The sequence below is a fragment of the Arenibacter amylolyticus genome (assembly GCF_002150785.1).
In the GTDB taxonomy this organism is placed as follows: Bacteria; Bacteroidota; Bacteroidia; order Flavobacteriales; family Flavobacteriaceae; genus Arenibacter; species Arenibacter amylolyticus.
In genome coordinates, this window is the sequence record NZ_MTAZ01000015.1 from 1 (window position 1) to 20,141 (window position 20,141).

15 protein-coding genes are annotated in these 20,141 nt (G+C 39.1%); 4 read left to right on the plus strand and 11 right to left on the minus strand.

The features are described 5' to 3' along the window. Positions 1-123 precede the first annotated feature (123 nt). The 4 genes from BV214_RS16745 to BV214_RS07405 form a co-directional block, all read right to left on the minus strand. Positions 124-267 (minus strand): hypothetical protein, encoded by a 144-nt coding sequence (locus tag BV214_RS16745; RefSeq protein WP_176328476.1) that lies wholly within the window; start codon positions 265-267, stop codon positions 124-126. A gap of 72 nt (positions 268-339) precedes the next feature. Then, the gene (locus BV214_RS07400; protein ID WP_086476866.1) at positions 340-921 is read right to left on the minus strand and encodes an RNA polymerase sigma factor; all 582 of its coding nucleotides are present in this window, start codon (positions 919-921) and stop codon (positions 340-342) included. Positions 922-1,454: 533 nt separating this feature from the next. Continuing rightward, the gene (locus tag BV214_RS16750) at positions 1,455-1,598 is read right to left on the minus strand and encodes a hypothetical protein (protein WP_176328477.1); all 144 of its coding nucleotides are present in this window, start codon (positions 1,596-1,598) and stop codon (positions 1,455-1,457) included. A 72-nt stretch (positions 1,599-1,670) separates the two neighbouring features. Further along, positions 1,671-2,252, minus strand: a complete 582-nt coding sequence (locus BV214_RS07405) for an RNA polymerase sigma factor (protein ID WP_086476867.1) — start codon at positions 2,250-2,252, stop codon at positions 1,671-1,673. Positions 2,253-2,544: 292 nt separating this feature from the next. On the opposite strand from BV214_RS07405, the gene uvrA reads away from it, so the two are divergent. Continuing rightward, complete coding sequence (gene uvrA, locus BV214_RS07410) at positions 2,545-5,331, plus strand: excinuclease ABC subunit UvrA (RefSeq protein ID WP_086476868.1); 2,787 nt, start codon at positions 2,545-2,547, stop codon at positions 5,329-5,331. 223 nt (positions 5,332-5,554) lie between these two features. Then, on the plus strand, positions 5,555-6,919 hold the full coding sequence (locus BV214_RS07415) for a hypothetical protein (RefSeq protein WP_086476869.1): 1,365 nt from the start codon (positions 5,555-5,557) through the stop codon (positions 6,917-6,919). A 75-nt stretch (positions 6,920-6,994) separates the two neighbouring features. On the opposite strand, the gene BV214_RS07420 is transcribed toward BV214_RS07415, so the two are convergent. From BV214_RS07420 to BV214_RS07435, 4 genes are read right to left on the minus strand one after another with little or no spacing between them, the layout of a single operon-like run. Further along, on the minus strand, positions 6,995-8,437 hold the full coding sequence (locus tag BV214_RS07420) for a lipopolysaccharide biosynthesis protein (RefSeq protein ID WP_317045170.1): 1,443 nt from the start codon (positions 8,435-8,437) through the stop codon (positions 6,995-6,997). 14 nt (positions 8,438-8,451) lie between these two features. Continuing rightward, positions 8,452-9,735, minus strand: a complete 1,284-nt coding sequence (locus tag BV214_RS07425) for a glycosyltransferase family 4 protein (protein ID WP_086476871.1) — start codon at positions 9,733-9,735, stop codon at positions 8,452-8,454. Beyond that, a complete protein-coding gene (locus BV214_RS07430) occupies positions 9,735-12,167 on the minus strand; it encodes a YfhO family protein (protein ID WP_086476872.1) in 2,433 nt (810 codons plus the stop codon). The genes BV214_RS07425 and BV214_RS07430 overlap by 1 nt, the downstream gene beginning before the upstream one ends. 20 nt (positions 12,168-12,187) lie before the next feature. After that, complete coding sequence (locus BV214_RS07435; RefSeq protein WP_317045171.1) at positions 12,188-12,448, minus strand: DUF4834 family protein; 261 nt, start codon at positions 12,446-12,448, stop codon at positions 12,188-12,190. Positions 12,449-12,536: 88 nt separating this feature from the next. On the opposite strand from BV214_RS07435, the gene BV214_RS07440 reads away from it, so the two are divergent. Continuing rightward, positions 12,537-13,550: a transporter gene (locus BV214_RS07440; RefSeq protein ID WP_086476874.1), complete on the plus strand. Its 1,014-nt coding sequence runs from the start codon at positions 12,537-12,539 to the stop codon at positions 13,548-13,550. A 67-nt stretch (positions 13,551-13,617) separates the two neighbouring features. Continuing rightward, on the plus strand, positions 13,618-14,736 hold the full coding sequence (locus BV214_RS07445; protein WP_086476875.1) for an N-acetyltransferase: 1,119 nt from the start codon (positions 13,618-13,620) through the stop codon (positions 14,734-14,736). 711 nt (positions 14,737-15,447) lie between these two features. On the opposite strand, the gene BV214_RS07450 is transcribed toward BV214_RS07445, so the two are convergent. From BV214_RS07450 to BV214_RS07460, 3 genes are all read right to left on the minus strand, one after another. Next, entirely contained in the window at positions 15,448-16,707 is a 1,260-nt protein-coding gene (locus BV214_RS07450; protein ID WP_086476876.1) for an aminotransferase class I/II-fold pyridoxal phosphate-dependent enzyme, read from the minus strand. 111 nt (positions 16,708-16,818) lie between these two features. Further along, complete coding sequence (locus BV214_RS07455) at positions 16,819-17,859, minus strand: PLP-dependent cysteine synthase family protein (protein ID WP_086476877.1); 1,041 nt, start codon at positions 17,857-17,859, stop codon at positions 16,819-16,821. Positions 17,860-17,923: 64 nt separating this feature from the next. Beyond that, a complete protein-coding gene (locus tag BV214_RS07460; protein WP_086476878.1) occupies positions 17,924-20,002 on the minus strand; it encodes a S9 family peptidase in 2,079 nt (692 codons plus the stop codon). Between the last annotated feature and the right edge of the window lie 139 nt (positions 20,003-20,141).

The following is a 20,141-nucleotide window of genomic DNA, read 5'->3' on the forward strand; positions in this document are numbered from 1 at the left end:
TTTACCCTCTATTTACTACTTACACAGTTTATGGTCTAGTCCCCACTGGGCATTTATACCTAGTTTATTAAGTCTAAAGGAATTAGTTATTCCTTGGGTTATTAGATCACCTTATTATATATCCTAATTTAAATTGTTTTCAAATTGGATGTTCTTATAATCAACAATCTGTAGAGACTTGGAATAACTCAATAAAAAACTCACTGTTTCCTGACTGGCTGTGGCAATCTTGCATTTATCTTGATTCTTAGAGTAAATTTTTTCCATAAGATTATAGTATTGTTTGCATAGATAACGCCACTATATTGGAAATATTGCTCTAGTAGTTGAAAGTAATGCTTAATTAGTTAAAACAATATTATTTTTCTCTATAATCTTTCTTAGGTTGATTAGGGCATAACGCATTCTACCTAATGCCGTATTAATGCTTACTCCGGTGTTTTCCGAAATTTCTTTAAAGCTCATATCCCTATAAATACGCATTAAAAGCACCTCTTTTTGATCTTCTGGTAATTCTTCTATTAAACTAGTAAGATCGGAATCTATTTGTTCTTTTATTAGTCGCTTCTCTACATTTAACTCGTCATCCCCAAGAACCAAAAAGATATTAAAATCATCTTTCCCCTCAAACATCGGCATTCTCTTGTTTCTTCTAAAGTGGTCTATCACCAGGTTGTGTGCAATTCTCATCACCCAAGGCAAAAATTTACCCTCTTCGCTATAAGACCCCTTTTTTAAGGTCTTAATCACTTTAATAAAAGTATCCTGGAAAACATCTTCAGTAATTTCCTTGTCCAGAACCTTAGAGTAAATAAAGCTACTGATGCGTTGGTTATGTCGATTGATTAAAATCTCCAGGGCTTTTTCACTGCCGTTCATGTATTCTTTTACTAATACTGAGTCATCTTTTTGCATTTCCATACATATTATTGTTTTTGGTTAAACTAGGTGCCTTCCTTTTCCGGTTGGACTTACATTGCTATGCTAACAGTTTTAAATGGCCTAGGGGGGATCGACCTAATAAACTAACAACATGATAAATGTATGTAAATGATGAAGTGGTGTGAAAAGTATGTTGTAAAACCAGCTTTTAGCGTGGTCAAACGTCGTTTTTGTGGATTTCAAGCTGTTTTTTTTATAAAAAAAGCAGTGATTAACCCCATTCATAAGCGTCTTAGTAACGACTACTCCTAATTAATGGAAAGTTATAGGAATGATAAGATACCGTGATTGAGGTACTGATAACACCCCACCTAATGAATTGTAATTGAAGGGTTGGAATACCCCTTTTCCTTTAGCAGCTTTAATTAGACACTAAGAAAGATAATGTGATAATGCAAGGGAACCATGGGAGAACTTTTCCTTAAACACTACCGCTCATTTTATAAAACCACCTCTTAGCTAACAGTTGTAGTCCTATACCTTTATAACCGTCAATAAAGAGGTAGTATAGCCTAATTAAGATTTGGACCTGTTTTCTTATCCTCACCATCACCAGTGGTCAAGGATTTGGAGTAGTTTAATAGAAATGCAATTTTGGAAGGGGAAGTAACTACAAGCTTACAGCTATCCTTGGCGTCAACGTTATATTTCTCCATAGGGCATGTCTTAGGGACACCAAAGGTATATTAAAATGATGGAGGCCTCCTATATTTCTGTTTTATAGTTTATTAATTCGTTAAAACTATATTATACTTATCAATGAGTTTTCGCAGATTAATGAGTGCATAACGCATTCTACCTAGGGCTGTATTAATACTTACACCCGTATTTTCAGAGATTTCCTTAAAGCTCATATCCTTAAAGATACGCATCTCCAGGACCTCTAACTGCTCTACCGGCAACTCCTTAATAATTACCTTTAGCTCTGCGTCTATCTGGTCCTTAATCCATTGTCGCTCAACGTTTAATCCCTCATCTCTAATTACGGAAAACAGATTATAATCGTTATTGGTTTCAAATTTAGGCATCCTCTGGCTCTTCCGATAATAATCTATAATGAGGTTATGCGATATTCTCATGACCCAAGGCAAAAATTTACCCTCTTCATTATACTTACCTCTTTTTAAAGTCTTTATAACCTTTATAAAGGTGTCCTGAAAAATATCTTCCGTGATTTCCCTATCCTGAACTTTGGAGTAGATAAAGCTACTAAGGCGTTTATTGTGTCGGTTGATTAATATTTCCAGTGAGCTTTCGTCTCCCTGCATATATTTTTTTACCAATACCGAGTCATCAATCAATAGTTCCATACCAATTACTTTTATTTAGATCAATAAGTGTGTCGCCCTTTGTGATAAAAGGTGAAAGGACAACATAAATTATTTATAAAAAGTAATTGTGTTACGTATAGGCTATTTAGGGTTTGTTGAAGACCAAATATATAAAAAATTAAATATATCCCCGATGTTTTTCTACCAAGTAACCTTTCTAAGGGGTCATCTTATGGCTACCATCCTTTATAAGGTCTAGAAAGGCATGGAATTCCAGGAACATTAGCGAATAATTTGCACATATTGTATCTTTGCGGCCTTAAAGAATCGTATGACCTCTATAAAAGATATCAATCCAAAGCACAACATCATTATCAAGGGAGCCAAGCTCCACAATTTAAAGAATATCGATGTAGTAATCCCCAGGAATAAATTAGTGGTCGTTACCGGACTATCTGGATCGGGAAAGTCTAGTTTAGCATTTGATACCTTATATGCAGAGGGCCAGCGTAGATATGTAGAGAGTCTTTCCTCCTATGCCAGGCAGTTCTTAGGTAGATTGGATAAACCCAAGGTAGATTATATTAAGGGAATTGCCCCAGCCATTGCTATAGAGCAAAAGGTAAACTCTACCAACCCTAGGTCTACCGTAGGGACTACCACCGAAATCTATGACTATTTAAAATTATTATTTGCCAGAATTGGAAAGACCTTCTCCCCTATTTCTGGAAAAGAGGTAAAGAAACATACGGTAACAGATGTTATAGAACATGTAAAAACCTATGAGGAAGGTACAAAACTACTTTTACTGGCACCTATAAAAATTAGTAAGGACAGAGACCCCATAAAATCGCTTCAGCTATTCTCCAAGCAGGGATTTGCAAGGATTTTATATAAAGGAGAGGTAATTAGGATTGAGGAAGATTTAAAAGATATAGGTCCAGAATTTGATTTAGTAGTGGATCGGATCATCTATAAGGATGAGGAAGATTTTTACAATAGATTGGGCAATGCCATAGACACCGCTTTCTTTGAAGGCAAAGGGTCCTGCGCCATTCAAGAGCTGTCTACCGGTCATAGGACCAATTTCAGTAATAAATTTGAGTTGGACGGAATGACCTTCCTAGATCCAAACGTTCATCTATTTAGCTTTAATAACCCCTATGGCGCCTGTCCCACCTGTGAAGGATATGGCGATGTAATTGGTATAGACGAAGAGTTGGTGGTTCCCAATACGGCTCTTTCCGTTTTTGAAAATGCTATCTATCCGTGGCGTGGGGAACGTATGGGTCAGCACAGAGATCAATTGGTAAACACCGCCTATAAATTCGATTTTCCCATCCATAAGCCATGGTATCAACTAAGTCAGGAGCAAAAAGATCTAGTATGGGAAGGCAATAGTTATTTTACAGGACTGAATCGTTTTTTCGAAAAACTGGAAGAGAAGAGCTATAAGATTCAAAATAGGGTAATGTTATCCAGATATAGGGGTAAAACCCGATGTGCTACCTGTAAGGGCAAACGTCTTAGAAAGGAGGCAGATTATGTAAAAATAGCGGATAAATCCATTTCGGATTTAGTAGACCTGCCCATTGGGAAATTGATCTATTTTTTCCAAGAACTTCAATTAAATGCCAAGGATGAAAAGATTGCCTCTAGGTTGCTAAAGGAAATAAACAGCAGGTTGGGGTTCTTAGATAACGTGGGACTAAGCTATTTAACCCTGAACCGAAAGTCTAACACCCTCTCCGGTGGGGAAAGTCAGCGTATTAACTTGGCTACCTCCCTGGGAAGTAGCTTGGTAGGGTCTATGTATATCTTGGACGAACCTAGTATTGGACTTCACCCTAGGGATACAGAAAACCTTATAGAGGTCTTAAAAGCCTTGCGCGATTTGGGCAATACCGTTATAGTGGTAGAGCACGATGAGGATATAATGAAAGCTGCAGACCAGGTAATCGATATTGGTCCTAAAGCAGGTACCCATGGTGGTGAGGTAGTTGCACAGGGAACTCTAGAAGAAATATGCAAATCCAATTCACTTACTGCCGCCTACCTGAATGGCAGCAAGGAAATTGCCATTCCACAGAAACGACGGTCCTTCAATAATTTTATTGAGATTACAGGCGCACGAGAAAATAACCTAAAGAATATAGATGTTACTTTTCCCCTTAACGTGCTAACAGTTATTACCGGAGTTTCCGGAAGCGGTAAAAGTACATTGGTGAAACGCCTCCTATACCCCCTAGTACTTAAGGAAATAGGCGGGTTTGGAGAAAAAGCGGGACAGTTTACCAGTATCAAAGGAGATTTTGAGACGCTTAAGAACGTAGAATATGTAGACCAAAACCCTATAGGACGCTCTTCCCGTTCCAATCCGGTTACCTACATTAAGGCCTATGATGATATTCGCAACCTATTTTCGTCCCAAAAGCTTAGTAAGCTAAGAGGATATCAACCCAAACATTTCTCCTTTAACGTAGAAGGCGGACGATGTGAAAAGTGCAAGGGGGAAGGCGAAATTACGGTAGAAATGCAATTTATGGCCGATGTGCATTTGGTATGTGAAACCTGTAACGGTAAAAGATTTAAAAAGGAAGTCTTGGAGGTGAAACTGGCAGATGCTAATATCGATGATGTTCTTAATATGACCATTGATGATGCCATCCACTTTTTCGAAGAAAACAATCAGTCTAGAATAGTTACCAAACTAAAACCCCTACAAGATGTTGGCTTGGGCTACGTTACCCTAGGGCAGTCCTCCTCTACCCTTTCCGGTGGAGAAGCCCAACGTATTAAGCTTGCCTCCTTTCTTGTAAAAGGGACTACCAAGGACAAAGCCCTTTTTATATTTGATGAACCAACCACAGGTCTCCATTTTCACGATATAAAGAAGTTATTGAAATCTTTTGATGCCTTACTCTCCAAAGGGCATTCTATTGTGGTTATAGAACATAATATAGATTTGATAAAGTGTGCCGACTATATTATTGATTTAGGACCAGAAGGCGGAGAAAAAGGCGGTCATTTAATTACCCAAGGAGTACCCGAACTGGTTGCCGAGAACAAAACGTCCTATACCGCCAAGTATTTAAAAGAAAAATTAGATAGCCAATAATCAACTTAAATACCCTGAATACAACTCTAGAAAACCATGAAAAATAAGTTTGCCTAGGCCCAAAATAGTATGTTTTCAGGTTTTTATTAAGGGGCTCAGCAATTCACTGTAAAAATAACACCTTGACTTACAGGCAACTATAACAACCTCTCAATGTTTGGCATGTTGTTTGGTATATATCAGGCAGAGCAAATAATTGCTCCCGATATTAAAACCTTATATCATGAGAAACATACTACTTCTTTTTTCAGCACTTCTTTTTAGTTCTGCCGGTACGATGGCGTCCGTTAATGAAGAGAAGGTTTCAACTTATCACAGTTACAGGAACAACGACTCCTTTATATTTGTTGAAAATGGCATCACCTTTTCGGTATATCCGGATGGGGAATTCGATTTTTATATCGACAAAAGAGTTGGGGTTAATGCCAACGTAAGTTTTGGGCATACCAATATCACGTTTAATTCTGGATATGATTATAGCCCCTATATCCAATACGACGATTATGGAGCAATAATTCAAATAGAAAACGTTCCCGTCTATTACGATTACTACGGTAGAGTTATCCAAATAGGAAATGTAGATATCCAATACCGCAATGGTAGGGTTAGAAGAGTGGGCGGTTTATATGTGTATTACAACAACCGAGGTCATTATAGCCACCATAGTGGATACATCAATGTCTATAATCGTCATTATGTATACAGACCTTTCCACAGGTATTTTGCAAGGCCTATTGTTGGGTTCCATATGGTGTATCATGAGCCTTATAGAAGGTACTATACCCCAATTAGATATACCTATTACAAGCCCTATCGTCATAATTACAGAAAATCTTATGCCAAGGTAGGTCATTATTACAAGCCCAATAAGAAGTACGACAAAAGACGATCTGTTTATAGGAACGACAAACGTGTGGCGGTGAGAAGCAATGATTATAGGAGTCAGGCCAACCATAGATCTAACCGCACCGTGAACAATAGAAACAATGGGTTAAGAAATAACCTGGGAAGTTCCAGAGGCGCCTCTGCCCGATCTAGCGACAATGGAAACAGGTCTGTCACTAGAAGCACAACGAGCAGATCTAACCACAGAGGGAACGGAACGGTAAATAAAAGCACCAGCATTCGTTCTAACAATAACGGGAATAGATCGGTAACCAGAAGTACTACAAGTCGTTCTAACAACAATGGGAATAGAACGGTAAATAGAACTACCACGGTTAAGAACAATACAAAGAAAGGCCAAAGCAGCATCGGTAGAAGTACTACTGTGAGATCTAATGGCAAAGGAAACAGTTCTGTAACTAGGAGCACCACCGTTCAAAGGAATTCTGGTACAAGAAGTGATGTAAATAAGCGTAGGCCTTCAGTTCGCGAGCAACGTAGCACCTCCCCTTCCCGCTCCACTGCGGTAAGAGGAACTACTAGCAAACGAAGCAACAATAGCGATACGGTTAAAAAATCGACAAGCACCCGCTCTAAAGTTAGTCGTGGAAATACCCGATCCAATTCGGTAGGAAAGGCCCCTTCCAGATCGGTTAGAAAATCGACTACAGCAAGTACAAGAACTAGAAGTTCTAGACAGTAATAAAGATAGTTTTTTAGGTTGGTTAGTTGTTAAGCCTCGTAGCGAGTTAGTTCCTACGGGGCTTTTTATTTCTTATTACCTACCCGATATTTTAGCCATGTATTTAGAAAGCACCCCGTAAACATCTTCGGATATTTTAAAACGGTACAAGACAAACAAATAAATGGCAATGATAAGCATACTTTTTAGTCCTATATTTATCACTGCATGAAAGGGGAATTCTATCCAGTAAAATGCCAAGGCTATGGATACCATCAGGATAAATACCTTAATTGTTTCCCTGGTGATAGGATGCATACGGAATTTAGTCTTCACGTAACCTAATTTTATGGAGTTATAGGTGAAAAATGCCAAGAAACTAGCAATAGCCGCTCCATCCAATCCAAATTTTGGAATCAGCCATAAATTCAAAAGAATAGTCAGTATAGCCAAGAACACCCCCATCAGTAACAAGGCCTTGTAATAATCGGAATTATAAAGAATTGCATTATTGTTGCCTAAAACAGCATCATACACTTTAGCCAATCCTAGAATAACCACAATTAGATATCCCTCGCGATAATTATCTGGTAAAAAGTCATAGAGGTCATGTAGATTCAGAATAATCAACAGAAATAAAAGCCCAGAAACAATAAATAAAGTGAGGGAACTTTTTTGATACAGCCTTTTTAAGCCTGTCATATCTTTTTTATGCAGCATTTCTGCAGTTAAGGGATACGTAATATTGTGCATAGACCTTGCGGGAACCGCAATAGTAACGGCAATAAAACCTGCAACACTATAATAGGCAACGTTTTCAATTTCTATAAACTGATTAATCATTACCTTATCTACTTCCAGCAACACAATGGCGGCCGAACCTCCCAAAATAATCAAGGCACTATAGCTCACCATGGCTTTGGTATTGGTAGGAAGTTTAAAATTCAGTTTTAATTGCTGTAGTTTAAACGCATACACCATCATAATCAATGTCCTTAACAGATACTGGAGCACTAGGGCATTTAAAAAAGCCATCACCGAGATTACCTCCGCATACACCAAAAGTAAGAGCAAGGTCACTACAACACGACTAAATACTTCCTTCATAAAATTCCCAAAAACCGATCTCATTTTCACCTTGGCCCAGGCGTAGAACACCTCAAAATATGCCATTGCCATCCCTATTAGAAAAATATGCCATACATAGCCCTTAACCACCGGATTCTCTTGGGATAAAAAGTTTCCTATAGCCTCATTAGCGACCTGTGAAATTATCGCTAAGGGAAGGATCAATACCAAGGGAAGGAGAACCATGAGGGTTAAAAAGGAATCCCTATTTTTCCCTTCTCGGAATCCTGCAAAATATTTTACAAGGGTATTAGGCACTCCAAATGCCATTAAAGGCATTAATACCGCTGAGGCCGATAAGATGACGTTTACAAGGCCATAATATTCATCTGTTAAGAAACGGGTATAGAGAAACAATAGGTTAATAGCCCCAATTACAAAGCCAAAGTAGGTGATCAGGGTATTTTTCAAAGATTGTTTTAAAACTATTCCCATTGCGTTATATACTTGGCCAGTTTTTCGGTAAGTGCCTTCCTGTGATATTCCTCCGTATTGGAATTTGGCAAAGACAATTTCTCATTTTTATATGCTAAAAACCACTGCCACAAGGTATCCTTAATTTCTTCAAATTGATGATATTCAAAAGATTTTCCCGAATTTGAGGTTTCAATTATGGAGGCTACTTCCCAATTCTTAGGGCCTACTCCTAGGATAGGCCGTTTAGCTGACATATACTCGAACACCTTTCCGGGAATAATCCCCCTTGTTTCTTTGGCATCTATTTCCAGCAATAATAGAATTTGCGATCTTCTTTGTAATTCTAGGGCTTCCCCATGTGAAAGATAGCCAGGTAACTCTAAATACGGTTCTAGCCCAAAAGATTGGATACTTGTCAAGACTTCCTTGCTTACCACTCCAGCAAGTTGGAGCCGAAAATGCTGCCTAAACTCCTGATTTTCCTTCACTAGCTGGGATAGCGCTTCCCAGAGATGTAGCGGATTTCTTCCGGAAAGCAAGGAGCCAATATGGGAGATGGTAAAACTAGTATCCAACGCCACCGCTGCCCCCTCATACGTGTCGTACCCATTGGTTATTACGGTAATGGGCTTTGGGGTCCATTGGGAAAACTCGGCCTTGGTAGTGTTGCTGGTAACTACAATCTTATCGGCCTCATTTAAAACCAACTGCTCCAATTTTTTATGCTTCCTTTTAGAAGAGGCCGTAAGCATCAACTTATCATGATACCCTATTGATGTCCAGGGATCCCTAAAATCTGCTATCCATTGTACTTGGGTGCGTTTTTTTAATTGCTGCCCTATTAAATGTACACTGTGTGGTGGACCGGTGGTAATAATGGTTTTTATATTTTCCTTTTCAATTAACCCCGACAAAAAAGAAACGGAGGGTTTCACCCAAAATTTCCTGGCATCAGGTATAAAAAGATTGCCCCGTATCCATAGGAGGATTTTTTCTATGCGGGTCTGGTCCTTGGTTGTTATAATACCCGAGCTGATCTGCTGGGTCTTTTTTTTGGAAAATATACGTGCCAGCCCATAAGGCTCAAAAATTTTCTTTTTATAAACCTTCACTCCTTCTGGAATTCCATGGGTAAACGTAGTATCCGTAATGGGATAGTTAGGGTTTTCTGGGGCGTAGACTATTGGCTGTACATTAAACTGGGGAAGGTACTTTACAAATTTTAACCAACGCTGTACGCCAGGCCCCCCTGCAGGGGGCCAATAATATGTAATGATAAGTACTTTTTGCATTAGTTGGTGGTCTTATTTCCCGATTTCCTAAAGCCGTAGCCCACACCAAAAAATAAAATCAATCCCAGAATTATAGTGGTGGCCATGGTAATTTTGGATCCTATTTCTACAATTTCCGGCTCAAACTTAAACTCAATAGTATGAATACCAGCCGGGACTTGCAGGGCTCTTAGCACATAATTCACCCTAAAATGCTCCATTGGTTGTCCGTCTATATAGGCATTCCACCCATGTGGATAGTACATTTCCGAGAAAACCGCCATGCCTTCCTCGCTATTTTCCGAACTATAGGTTAAGTGATTGGGGCTATAATCTGTCAGCTTTATATTGGCTATAGAATCTACCTTAAATTCCTGCTTTCCAACCTCAAACTTAGCACTATTAACCACCGCTCTACGCTTTGTATTCAAGGTATCCAAGGCCAAAATCTCCTCATTGGCATTTTGCACCGGTATCAACCGATCTATGAACCATGCATTGCCATTGGCATCTGGGTTAAGGGCGGGATAGCTTCTGCCCTCCTCATCCTGTTGCACCACATATTTTACGTTAAGCATGCTTAGGATCCCTACTTTCCCTTTATAAATGTGGAATTTAAACAGATCTTCCAAGCCCGCAGGTTTTGCAGCATGGTAACCACCTATGGATTGATGGAAATAGGAAGTCCTTGCTCCATTGATTCCCTCATTGGGATCAAAGACCCTAAATATACCAGGATCTTGGGCTATTTGTTTATCAAATTCTGTTTGCTGAAAGGGTTCGGACATCCTACGTTTCCCCACAAAATGTGATTCGTTTACGTAGCGTTTTGCCACCCCAACCAAATCGGATACTATTAAAACCCCAAGAAGCACCATCACGATCTGATGCTTTATTTTTCCTTTTAAGAAAAACCAGAGTACCAAAGCTGCCAATCCAATATAGATTAGGGATCTGAAAATATCGGAGCTATACACAGCCTTTCGGTCGGCTTTTATTAGAGCTAGAATATCATCTCCGTAATACTGCCTAAGAGTTTCATCACTTTGACCTGTAAAAGTGAAAAAACCTTTTATTAGGAACAAAAAGATTCCCAGACCTACCGTTATAAAAACAGCCGATTTCAACGCCTTTAATTTTTTAGGCGCCTCTACTTTTGTGTTAAAGAGTGCTGCAAGTGATAAAATTGCCAATACAGGCGCACATAGTTCCAAGATTACCTGGATAGAGGAAACGGCTCTAAATTTATTATAAAGTGGAAAATAATCGATCATAAAATCGGTTAGCAATCCAAAATTCTTACCCCAAGAAAGAAGCAGTGCCATTAGGGTTCCTCCCAATAGCCACCATTTTACCTTGCCACGAACCAAAAACAACCCCAAAACGAAAAGAAAAAACACCACTGCCCCAATATAAGCAGGTGCAGCCACTATGGGTTGATCTCCCCAATACAAAGGCAGGGCTTTTGAAAAATCTAAGGCTTTGGATCTAGGGATCCCGTTTTCCGTTAAATAGCTATAGGTTTTGGAGCTGGCTCCAAGGTCCTCACTATTAGAGCCTCCAAAGAGTCGAGGTACAAAAAGGTTTAGAGATTCTGCAATACCATAGCTGTATTGAGTAATATAATCCCGATCTAGTCCAGCACCTTTTGCAACAGGATTCCCTTGGGCATCTATAGTAAGTTCTGAGGCACCCCTGGTACTCCAGTCGGCATATTCCTTTGTGGCCAGTAGGCTGGTTGCATTTGCGGCAACCCCCAAGAAAACGGCTACTAAAAGTAGGCCTACCGATTTCCCAAAGTGGGCTAATTGTTTTTGTTTAATGGCATCCCATAAATATACCCCGCCTAGAATCAGTACCAGCAACATAAAATAATAGGTCATTTGGTAGTGATTGGCCCCCACTTCCAGCGCCATGGCAATAGCGGTCAGCAAAAAACCCCATAGGTACTTTTTCCTAAAAACCAGAATAATTCCACCTAAAAGCATGGGCATATACCCAATGGCGTGAGCTTTTGCATTATGGCCTACCCCTAGAATTATAATCATATAGGTAGAAAACCCAAACGCTAGAGCGCCCAAAACAGCAAGTTTATAATCTATTTTAAGACAACATAATAATATATAGAAGCCAATGAGGTAGATAAACAAATAGTCTGCTGGCCTGGGTAGAAATCGAATGATTCGATCCAGTTTTTTTATATAATCGTGCGGATAATACGCCCCTAATTGATAGGTGGGCATCCCTCCAAAAGCACTATTAGTCCAATAAGGCTCTTCCCCGGTTTTTTTTCTAAAATCATTCTGTTCCTTTGCCATTCCGGTAAACTGGACAATATCGGACTGTTCTATTACCTTTCCCTGTAAAACGGGATGGAAATAGGCAAGGGCTACAATGATAAAAAATACGGTGACAAAAAAATGGATAAAAAAGGCGCTAAGACCGTTTCTCATGGCTAGTTAATGGTAAATGGTTATTCAATTTCCTCAAAATCGATATACTCGCCGACTTTATTGGATGATTTGCGTTTATTCTTTGGTTTCTTCTCAATTATAACATCCCCTACTTGGGACTCTTCCTGTTGATTTTGGCTGGAAAAACCTTCAAATTTCTCCCTAAAATGCTTTTCTGTTTTCTTTGCGGCATACCTAAGCAGCATGGGCCCCAACCATTTCGCCAAAAATTTAAGCGAATAGTAAACCAAGAGTATAATTAGTATGGTTTTCAATAACATAATTGTTAACTAATTTTATATCAAAAATACAATTATAGCGTTGTATTAATTAGTCAAATGTCTTAAAATAATAATAAATAAAGCACCTATGGGATATTATGTTTCCAAGAAGCACGTAAATCTGCTGATAATGATTGTCTTATTTTCCCTTCCTTGGTTGGGATATTCACAATACACCGATATCATCAACTCTAACAGGCCGGGTTTATCGGTAAGTGCCTATGCAGTGGGAACCAATGTGCTACAAGCAGAAGTTGGTATTGGAATAGAGCAAAGGGATCATTCCAGATTGGCTACGGAGTCTAACATACTTGGAACCGATATTTCTTTGCGCTATGGACTTATATTTGAAACCTTGGAGATAATTTACGAGGGAACTTTTGATCACCAAAACAAAACGCAGCTGAATACAGGGGTGACTATCACCAATTCTGATTTTTCCAGAAACCGACTTGGCCTTAAGTTTTTAATTTTCGACCCCTTTAAAGATCCAGAGCGCAATAAGCCTAACCTATACAGTTGGAGAGCCAATAATAAATTTTTGCTTAAGAACCTTATTCCTGCTATCTCCGTGTATGCAGGAGCCAATTTTGTTTTTGGGGACAACCCTTATTATCGCAACGAAGACATCGTATCCCCACGAGTAATGGTGGCCACACAAAGTACAGTGCACCCTAGATGGGTATTAATATCCAACATAGCCTATGACCGAATAGGAACGGAGTTTCCTGAGTGGAATTACACCTTATCACTCTCCCATACCCTTAAAAACCCCAAGTGGAGTATATTCTTGGAGAATCAAGGTATTAAAAGTGATCGGTATGCAGATGCTTTGCTCCGTACTGGGGTAGCCCATTTATTGGGTGAGAATTTTCAGGTGGATTTTAATGTTGGAGCTAGTTATAAGGATACACCAAGTAGGCTGTTTGGTGCTGTAGGCATGTCTTATAGAATAGATATGCACCAGGATAAACCAATCGCAATAGAGAGTCAAAATCCACAAGGAGGCGGCGGTCCCATTAACAAAAACTCCATGTTAAAGAAGAATAGGAAAAACAACAGAAAAGCCAAGAAACAAAGCTCTAGTGAAATAGATTTTTAACAAAAACTTCCATCCACTTTTTCCTGTTGGATAATATCCCTAATATTGAACATACAAACGCAAAAGTATGGTCACGCTAAAAGAAGTAAAAAATAAATCTGAATTAAAAGAGTTCGTTAAGTTTCCATTTTCACTCTATAAAGACTCCCCCTATTGGGTGCCTCCTATAATTAAGGATGAATTGGAATCTTTTGATAAAACCAAAAATCCAGTTTTTAAGGATGCCGAGGCTTGGTTTTTCTTAGCATATAAAGACAATAAGATTGTGGGCCGTGTGGCAGCCATTGTCAATGGCATAGAAATAAACCATCAGAACGTAAAGAAAATGCGATTTGGTTGGTTCGATTTTATAGATGATTACGAGGTGAGCGAGGCCATGTTTAACAAGGTGGCAGAGATAGGTAAAGAGCATAAGTTAGCGTACATGGAAGGACCAGTTGGATTTTCCAATATGGACAAGGTAGGAGTACTTACCGAAGGTTTTGACCATATAGGTACTATGATTACCTGGTACAACTACCCCTATTATGCCAAACATTTTGAACGTTTTGGGTTTGTTAAGGAAAAAGGATACATAGAGAGTATATTCCCTTTTAGCAATGCCGATCCTAAGTTCTTTAAAAAGGCCAATACCTTGGTAAAAAAACGGTATGGGGTAAAAGAGCTCAATTTTACCACTACCAAGGAGGTAATGCCCATGGTAGATCAGATGTTCGATCTCTTCAATGAGACCTACGCAAAACTCTCCTCTTTTGTTCCCATGACCGATATTCAAAAGAAATACTATAAGGAAAAATATATCTCTTTTATAAACCCAGAATACATTAAGTTTGTTTTGGATAAAGACGATAAGCTCATTGCATTTGGGATTGTGATGCCTTCTTTTTCTAAAGCATTACAAAAAGCAAATGGAAAATTATTTCCCTTTGGTTGGTACCACCTGCTAAACGCAAAGAGAAATAGCAAGGAGGTGATTTTTTACCTTATTGGTGTTCATCCTGAGTACCAGAATAAGGGAGTTACGGCTGTCATCTTTAACGAATACCATAAAACCTTCTCGGAAAAAGGAATTAAAACCTGTGTACGTACCCCAGAATTGGAAGAAAATACCGCTATCCAGCAATTATGGAAGCATTTTGATCCTAAAATTCACAAGAGGAGAAATACGTATCGGAAGGATCTGTAAGAAGGTGGGATAGTATTGAGTATAGAGTACAAAGTATTATGGACTGGGTCCCTCCCTCGGGCAAGCACGAGAACAAGAACTTTAGCTAACATAAGTTTGGGTATCTTTATAGAAATAAGGAATCTGCAATTTAAATGGCTAAACCATTACTACTCAATAATCAGGATACTATATAGTTGTGTGGCCTTAGTCCACGCGAAGCGAAAATCCTTATCCGCAGAGGACCGAGAAGTAAATGCAACGATTTGCATTTATAGCGAGGGGCCAGTTGGCGCGCTGGCTCCTCTATTCAAAGGTACACCGTACCTTTGTCTCTATGCCCTGGACAAGCAATGAAATCGGAGATTCACGAAAACCATTAAAAATTAAATAAAAACCACTTGAGCTAAACCGACGAAGGAGGTTCATGAATACCATTGAAGTTAAAAATAGAAATGCATGAACTAAATCGGAGATTCACGAAAACCATTAAAAAACAAACAACAATTCTTGCGTAAAATAAAAAGGAATTTGGTTGATTGGAAAGGTATAGAATAACTGGTATAAGGAAAGCAGGTCCTGCTCAAATCAACATTAGCATTTAACCAAAACACAACAATTAGTCATGATCCGTGAACACCTTTTAAGGTTGTAAACTCTAGAAAATAGTTCTTAAATAAGAAAGCCAACGCTGTTGCTAGCGTTGGCTTTCTATTAGTATCAAAACATCCATTATTCTCCCATTGCAGCAGAAACTGCAGCGGACAATCTTTTGTAGGTTCCGTTCTGTAGTCGCTCTCTAATTACGGAAAACGCCTCTAGAGTTTCGGAAACATCCTCCAAGGTATGGGTAGCGGTAGGAATCATTCTTAAGAGAATCAATCCCTTTGGAATAACGGGGTATACAACAATGGAACAGAATATTCCAAAGTTCTCCCTTAAGTCCTTCACCAAGGCCATTGCCTCTGGAATACTTCCATTTAGGTATACTGGTGTTACACAGCTACTAGTAGTTCCAATATCGAACCCTCTATCTTTAAGGCCGTTTTGCAATGCATTTACGTTCTCCCAAAGTTTCGCTTTCAACTCTGGTTGTGTCCGTAACATATCCAGTCGCTTCAAAGCTCCTTTCACATAAATCATAGGCAATGATTTAGCGAACATCTGCGAACGAAGGTTGTATTTTAAATAGTCAATAATTTCGGCATCGGCAGCTAAGAAAGCACCAATACCAGCCATAGATTTAGCAAAGGTGGCAAAATATACATCAATACCGTCTTGCACCCCCTGCTCTTCTCCGGCTCCTGCTCCTGTAGCTCCCAAGGTACCAAAACCGTGTGCATCGTCTACAAATAACCTAAAGTTATATTTTTCTTTCAGCGCTACAATTTCTTTCAATTTCCCTTGTTCGCCCCTCATACCAAAAACACCTTCAGAAATCACCAAGATTCCTCCTCCGGTCTGTTCGGCCATTTTAACAGCGCGCTCCAAGTTCTTCTCTAAGCTATCCATATCGTTGTGCTTAAAGGTAAAACGCTTACCCATATGCAAACGAACACCATCTATAATACAGGCGTGTGAATCTACATCATATACAATAATATCGTCTTTGGATACTAAGGCATCAATGGCCGAAACCATTCCTTGGTAACCAAAATTTAAAAGATAGGCAGCTTCTTTCTGTACAAATTGGGCTAACTCTTTCTCTAATTGCTCGTGAAATTCGGTATGTCCGCTCATCATCCTTGCTCCCATTGGGAAAGCAGCACCATATTCCAAGGCAGCCTCGCCATCTACTTTCTTCACTTCTGGCAAGTTAGCAAGGCCTAAATAATCATTAATACTCCAAGTAATTACCTCTTTCCCTTGGAACTTCATCCTATTGGAGATGGGGCCTTCCAATTTTGGAAAAACAAAATACCCCTCAGCTTGAGAAGCCCATTTTCCCAATGGTCCCTTATCTTCAATAATCCTGTCAAATAAATCTCTCATCTAGATCGGTTTGATTGTTAATACAATAGTATGTTTTTTTAACAAGCATTTATAACCTAAAAGCAACGACTGAGCTGTCGTTGCCCCTTGGTTATTAAAACTACATACCTTTTATTTTATAAACTCAATTTTTTGTGGCTCTTCAAACTTTTTGGAGTCGAAAAAACCTTGGTCGGCCATCCATTGGTCGCTATAAATTTTACTCATATATCTGGAACCGTGATCAGGAAAAATAACTACCACATTGCTATTTTCATCAAATTCCCCTAATTCGTCCAATTGCTTTACCGCTTGTAAAACAGCACCACTGGTATAGCCTACAAAAAGACCTTCGGTTTTGGAAATCTCTCGTGCCGTGTGTGCACTTTCCTCATCCGTGACTTTTATAAACTCATCAATTACTTTAAAATTGGTAGCAGTAGGAATTAAATTTTTTCCTAAGCCCTCAATTCGGTAGGGGTAAATTTCCTTATTGTCTAACTCCCCTGTTTCGTGATATTTTTTTAATACAGATCCATAAGCATCCACTCCGATAACTCGGACTTCCGGATTTTTCTCTTTTAGGTATTTGGCAGTACCAGAAATAGTACCTCCTGTACCGCTACAAGCTATAAAGTGGGTGATTTGCCCCTTAGTCTGTTCCCAAATTTCGGGACCGGTACTATGGTAGTGGGCATCTGCGTTAAGCTCATTAAAATATTGATTAATATATATGGAGCCTTCTGTTTCCTCATGTAATCTCTTTGCCACCTCATAGTAAGACCTTGGGTCATCTGCACTTACGTGAGCCGGACAAACATATACTTTAGCTCCCATGGAGCGTAGCATGTCTATTTTATCCTTGGAAGATTTGGAGCTCACCGCCAAAATACAGTCATACCCCTTAATAATACTGATCATAGCGATACTAAAACCGGTATTACCTGAGGTTGTCTCAATAATGGTGCTTCCTTCCTTTAAAATCCCCCTTCGTTCTGCCTCCTCAATAATGTGTATAGCGGTACGATCCTTGGCGGAGTGCCCAGGATTAAAGCCTTCTACCTTGGCATAAAAGTTACCAGTTAGAGATTCAGCTACTTTGTTTAGTTTGATTAATGGGGTGTTTCCTATAAGTTCTAGGACGTTGTTATAAGCATTTATCTTATGTTCCATAGATATTTTCTAGGGTTTGGGCCTATTGACTTAGTAATTATTTGTCAATATATATGGCACAAAATTAACCTTTTTTTTCGATTATTGATTTATTTTGCTCCAAATCTATTAAAAACGCATATTCTTTTGCGACCTCCCGTAGGGATTCAAAACGCCCCGAAGCCCCGCCATGACCAGCATCCATATTGATATTGAAGAGTAATAAATTGTTGTCTTTCTTTTGCTCCCTAATTTTAGCCACCCATTTAGCAGGCTCAAAATACTGCACCTGCGAATCGTGTAACCCTGTGGTAACCAGCATATTGGGATATTCTTTAGGTGCTACATTGTCGTAGGGGGAATAACTTTTAATATATTCATAATACTCTTTATCATTGGGGTTTCCCCATTCATCGTACTCCCCTGTAGTGAGCGGTATAGACTCGTCTAACATGGTGGTTAACACATCTACGAAGGGTACTGCTGCAATGACTCCATTATAGAGTTCTGGTGCCATATTTACCACTGCACCCATTAAAAGTCCGCCTGCAGACCCTCCCATTGCATATAGATGGGCCGGACTGGTAAATTTTTGTTCTATTAGGTATTTAGAACAGTCCACAAAATCTGTAAAAGTGTTCTTCTTATTTAATAGTCGCCCCTCTTCATACCATTTTCTTCCAAGGTACTCCCCTCCTCTAACATGGGAAATGGCATAAATAAACCCTCTATCCAATAAGCTTAACCGTACTGTGGAAAAATAGGGATCTATGGTATAACCATAGGCACCGTAGGCATATTGTAATAACGGACTGTTACCATCTAGCTCCGTATCTTTATGATACACCAAGGAAATGGGAACCTTAACGCCATCTCTAGCCGTAGCCCAAATTCGTTGCGATACATAATTTTCTTTATTGAAAGTACCTCCCAACACCTCCTGTTCTTTTTTTATTACGCCTTCTTTGGTGCGCATATTAAAATCTATAACGGAGCTTGGTGTAGTCATGGAATTATAACCATATCTAACTATTTCGGTATCAAAATCTGGATTTGTCCCTACATAAGCAGTGTAGGTTTCGTCCTTAAAGGGTAAATAATAGCTATCACTACCATCCCAACGAACAATTTTAATCAGATTTAAGCCATTTTTTCGTTCAGAAAGAACGTAGTAATCCTTAAACATCTCAATATCCTCTATGAGCACCTCATCGCGGTGAGGAATAAACTCTTGCCAGTACTTAGACTCCGTTTGTGTTTCCGAGGTCTTCATCACCTTAAAATTGGTGGCATCATCCTTATTGGTAAGGATATAGAAATCATTCTGGTAATGGGCAAGGGTATACTCTACTCCTCTTACCCTTTTGGAGAAAATTTGAAAATCGCCACTCGGATTATCGGCATTTAAAATCTGATATTCCGAAGTTAGTGTACTGGAAGAGCCAATAACAATAAACTTCCTCGATTTTGTTTTGTAAACAAAGGTGGTAAAGGTTTCGTCCGCTTCATGGAAGACCAACTTGTCCTCCTCTGTGGGCGTTCCAAGCACATGTTTGTAAATATTATTAGATCGCAGGGTTACCGGATCTTTCTTGGTGTAATAAATGGTTTTATTATCATTTGCCCATACGGCACTTCCGGTAGTGTTTTCTATTTTATCAGAAAATAACTCCCCTGTTTCTAAGTCCTTAAAATGCAAGGTATACTGCCTTCTAGAGACAGTATCTATACCAAAAACGGCCAATTTATTATTGGGACTAACCGAAAGACCACCTAGATTAAAGTAGTCATAACCTTGGGCCATCAGGTTGCAATCTACCATAATTTCTTCTGGAGCGTCCTCCATTTGATACCTACGGGTAAAAATAGGATACTCCTTCCCCACCTCAAAACGCGTGGCATACCAATATCCGTTGTATTTATAGGGCACCGAGGAGTCGTCTTCCTTAATACGGGATTTCATCTCCTGGAACAACTCCTCCTTTAGGTCGTTGGTATGTGCGGTAAGCGATTCGTAATAATCATTTTCCTGCTCTAGATACGCAATAACCTCTGGGTCTTCCCTATCGTTTAACCAATAATAGGGATCTACTCTGGTATCCTCGTGCGCCTTTAATAGTTTAGGCTGTTTCTTTAATTTTGGAGGAAGTAATTGCTGCTGCATAGAAATTTATTTCTAAAGAATGGGCAAAAGTAATATTTAAATACATCCCATAAGCCCAAACTAATATTAAAATTCACTAGCTCATTATAACATAAGTATAAATTCTTGTACTATAAATGAGACATATAGATATAGAGAA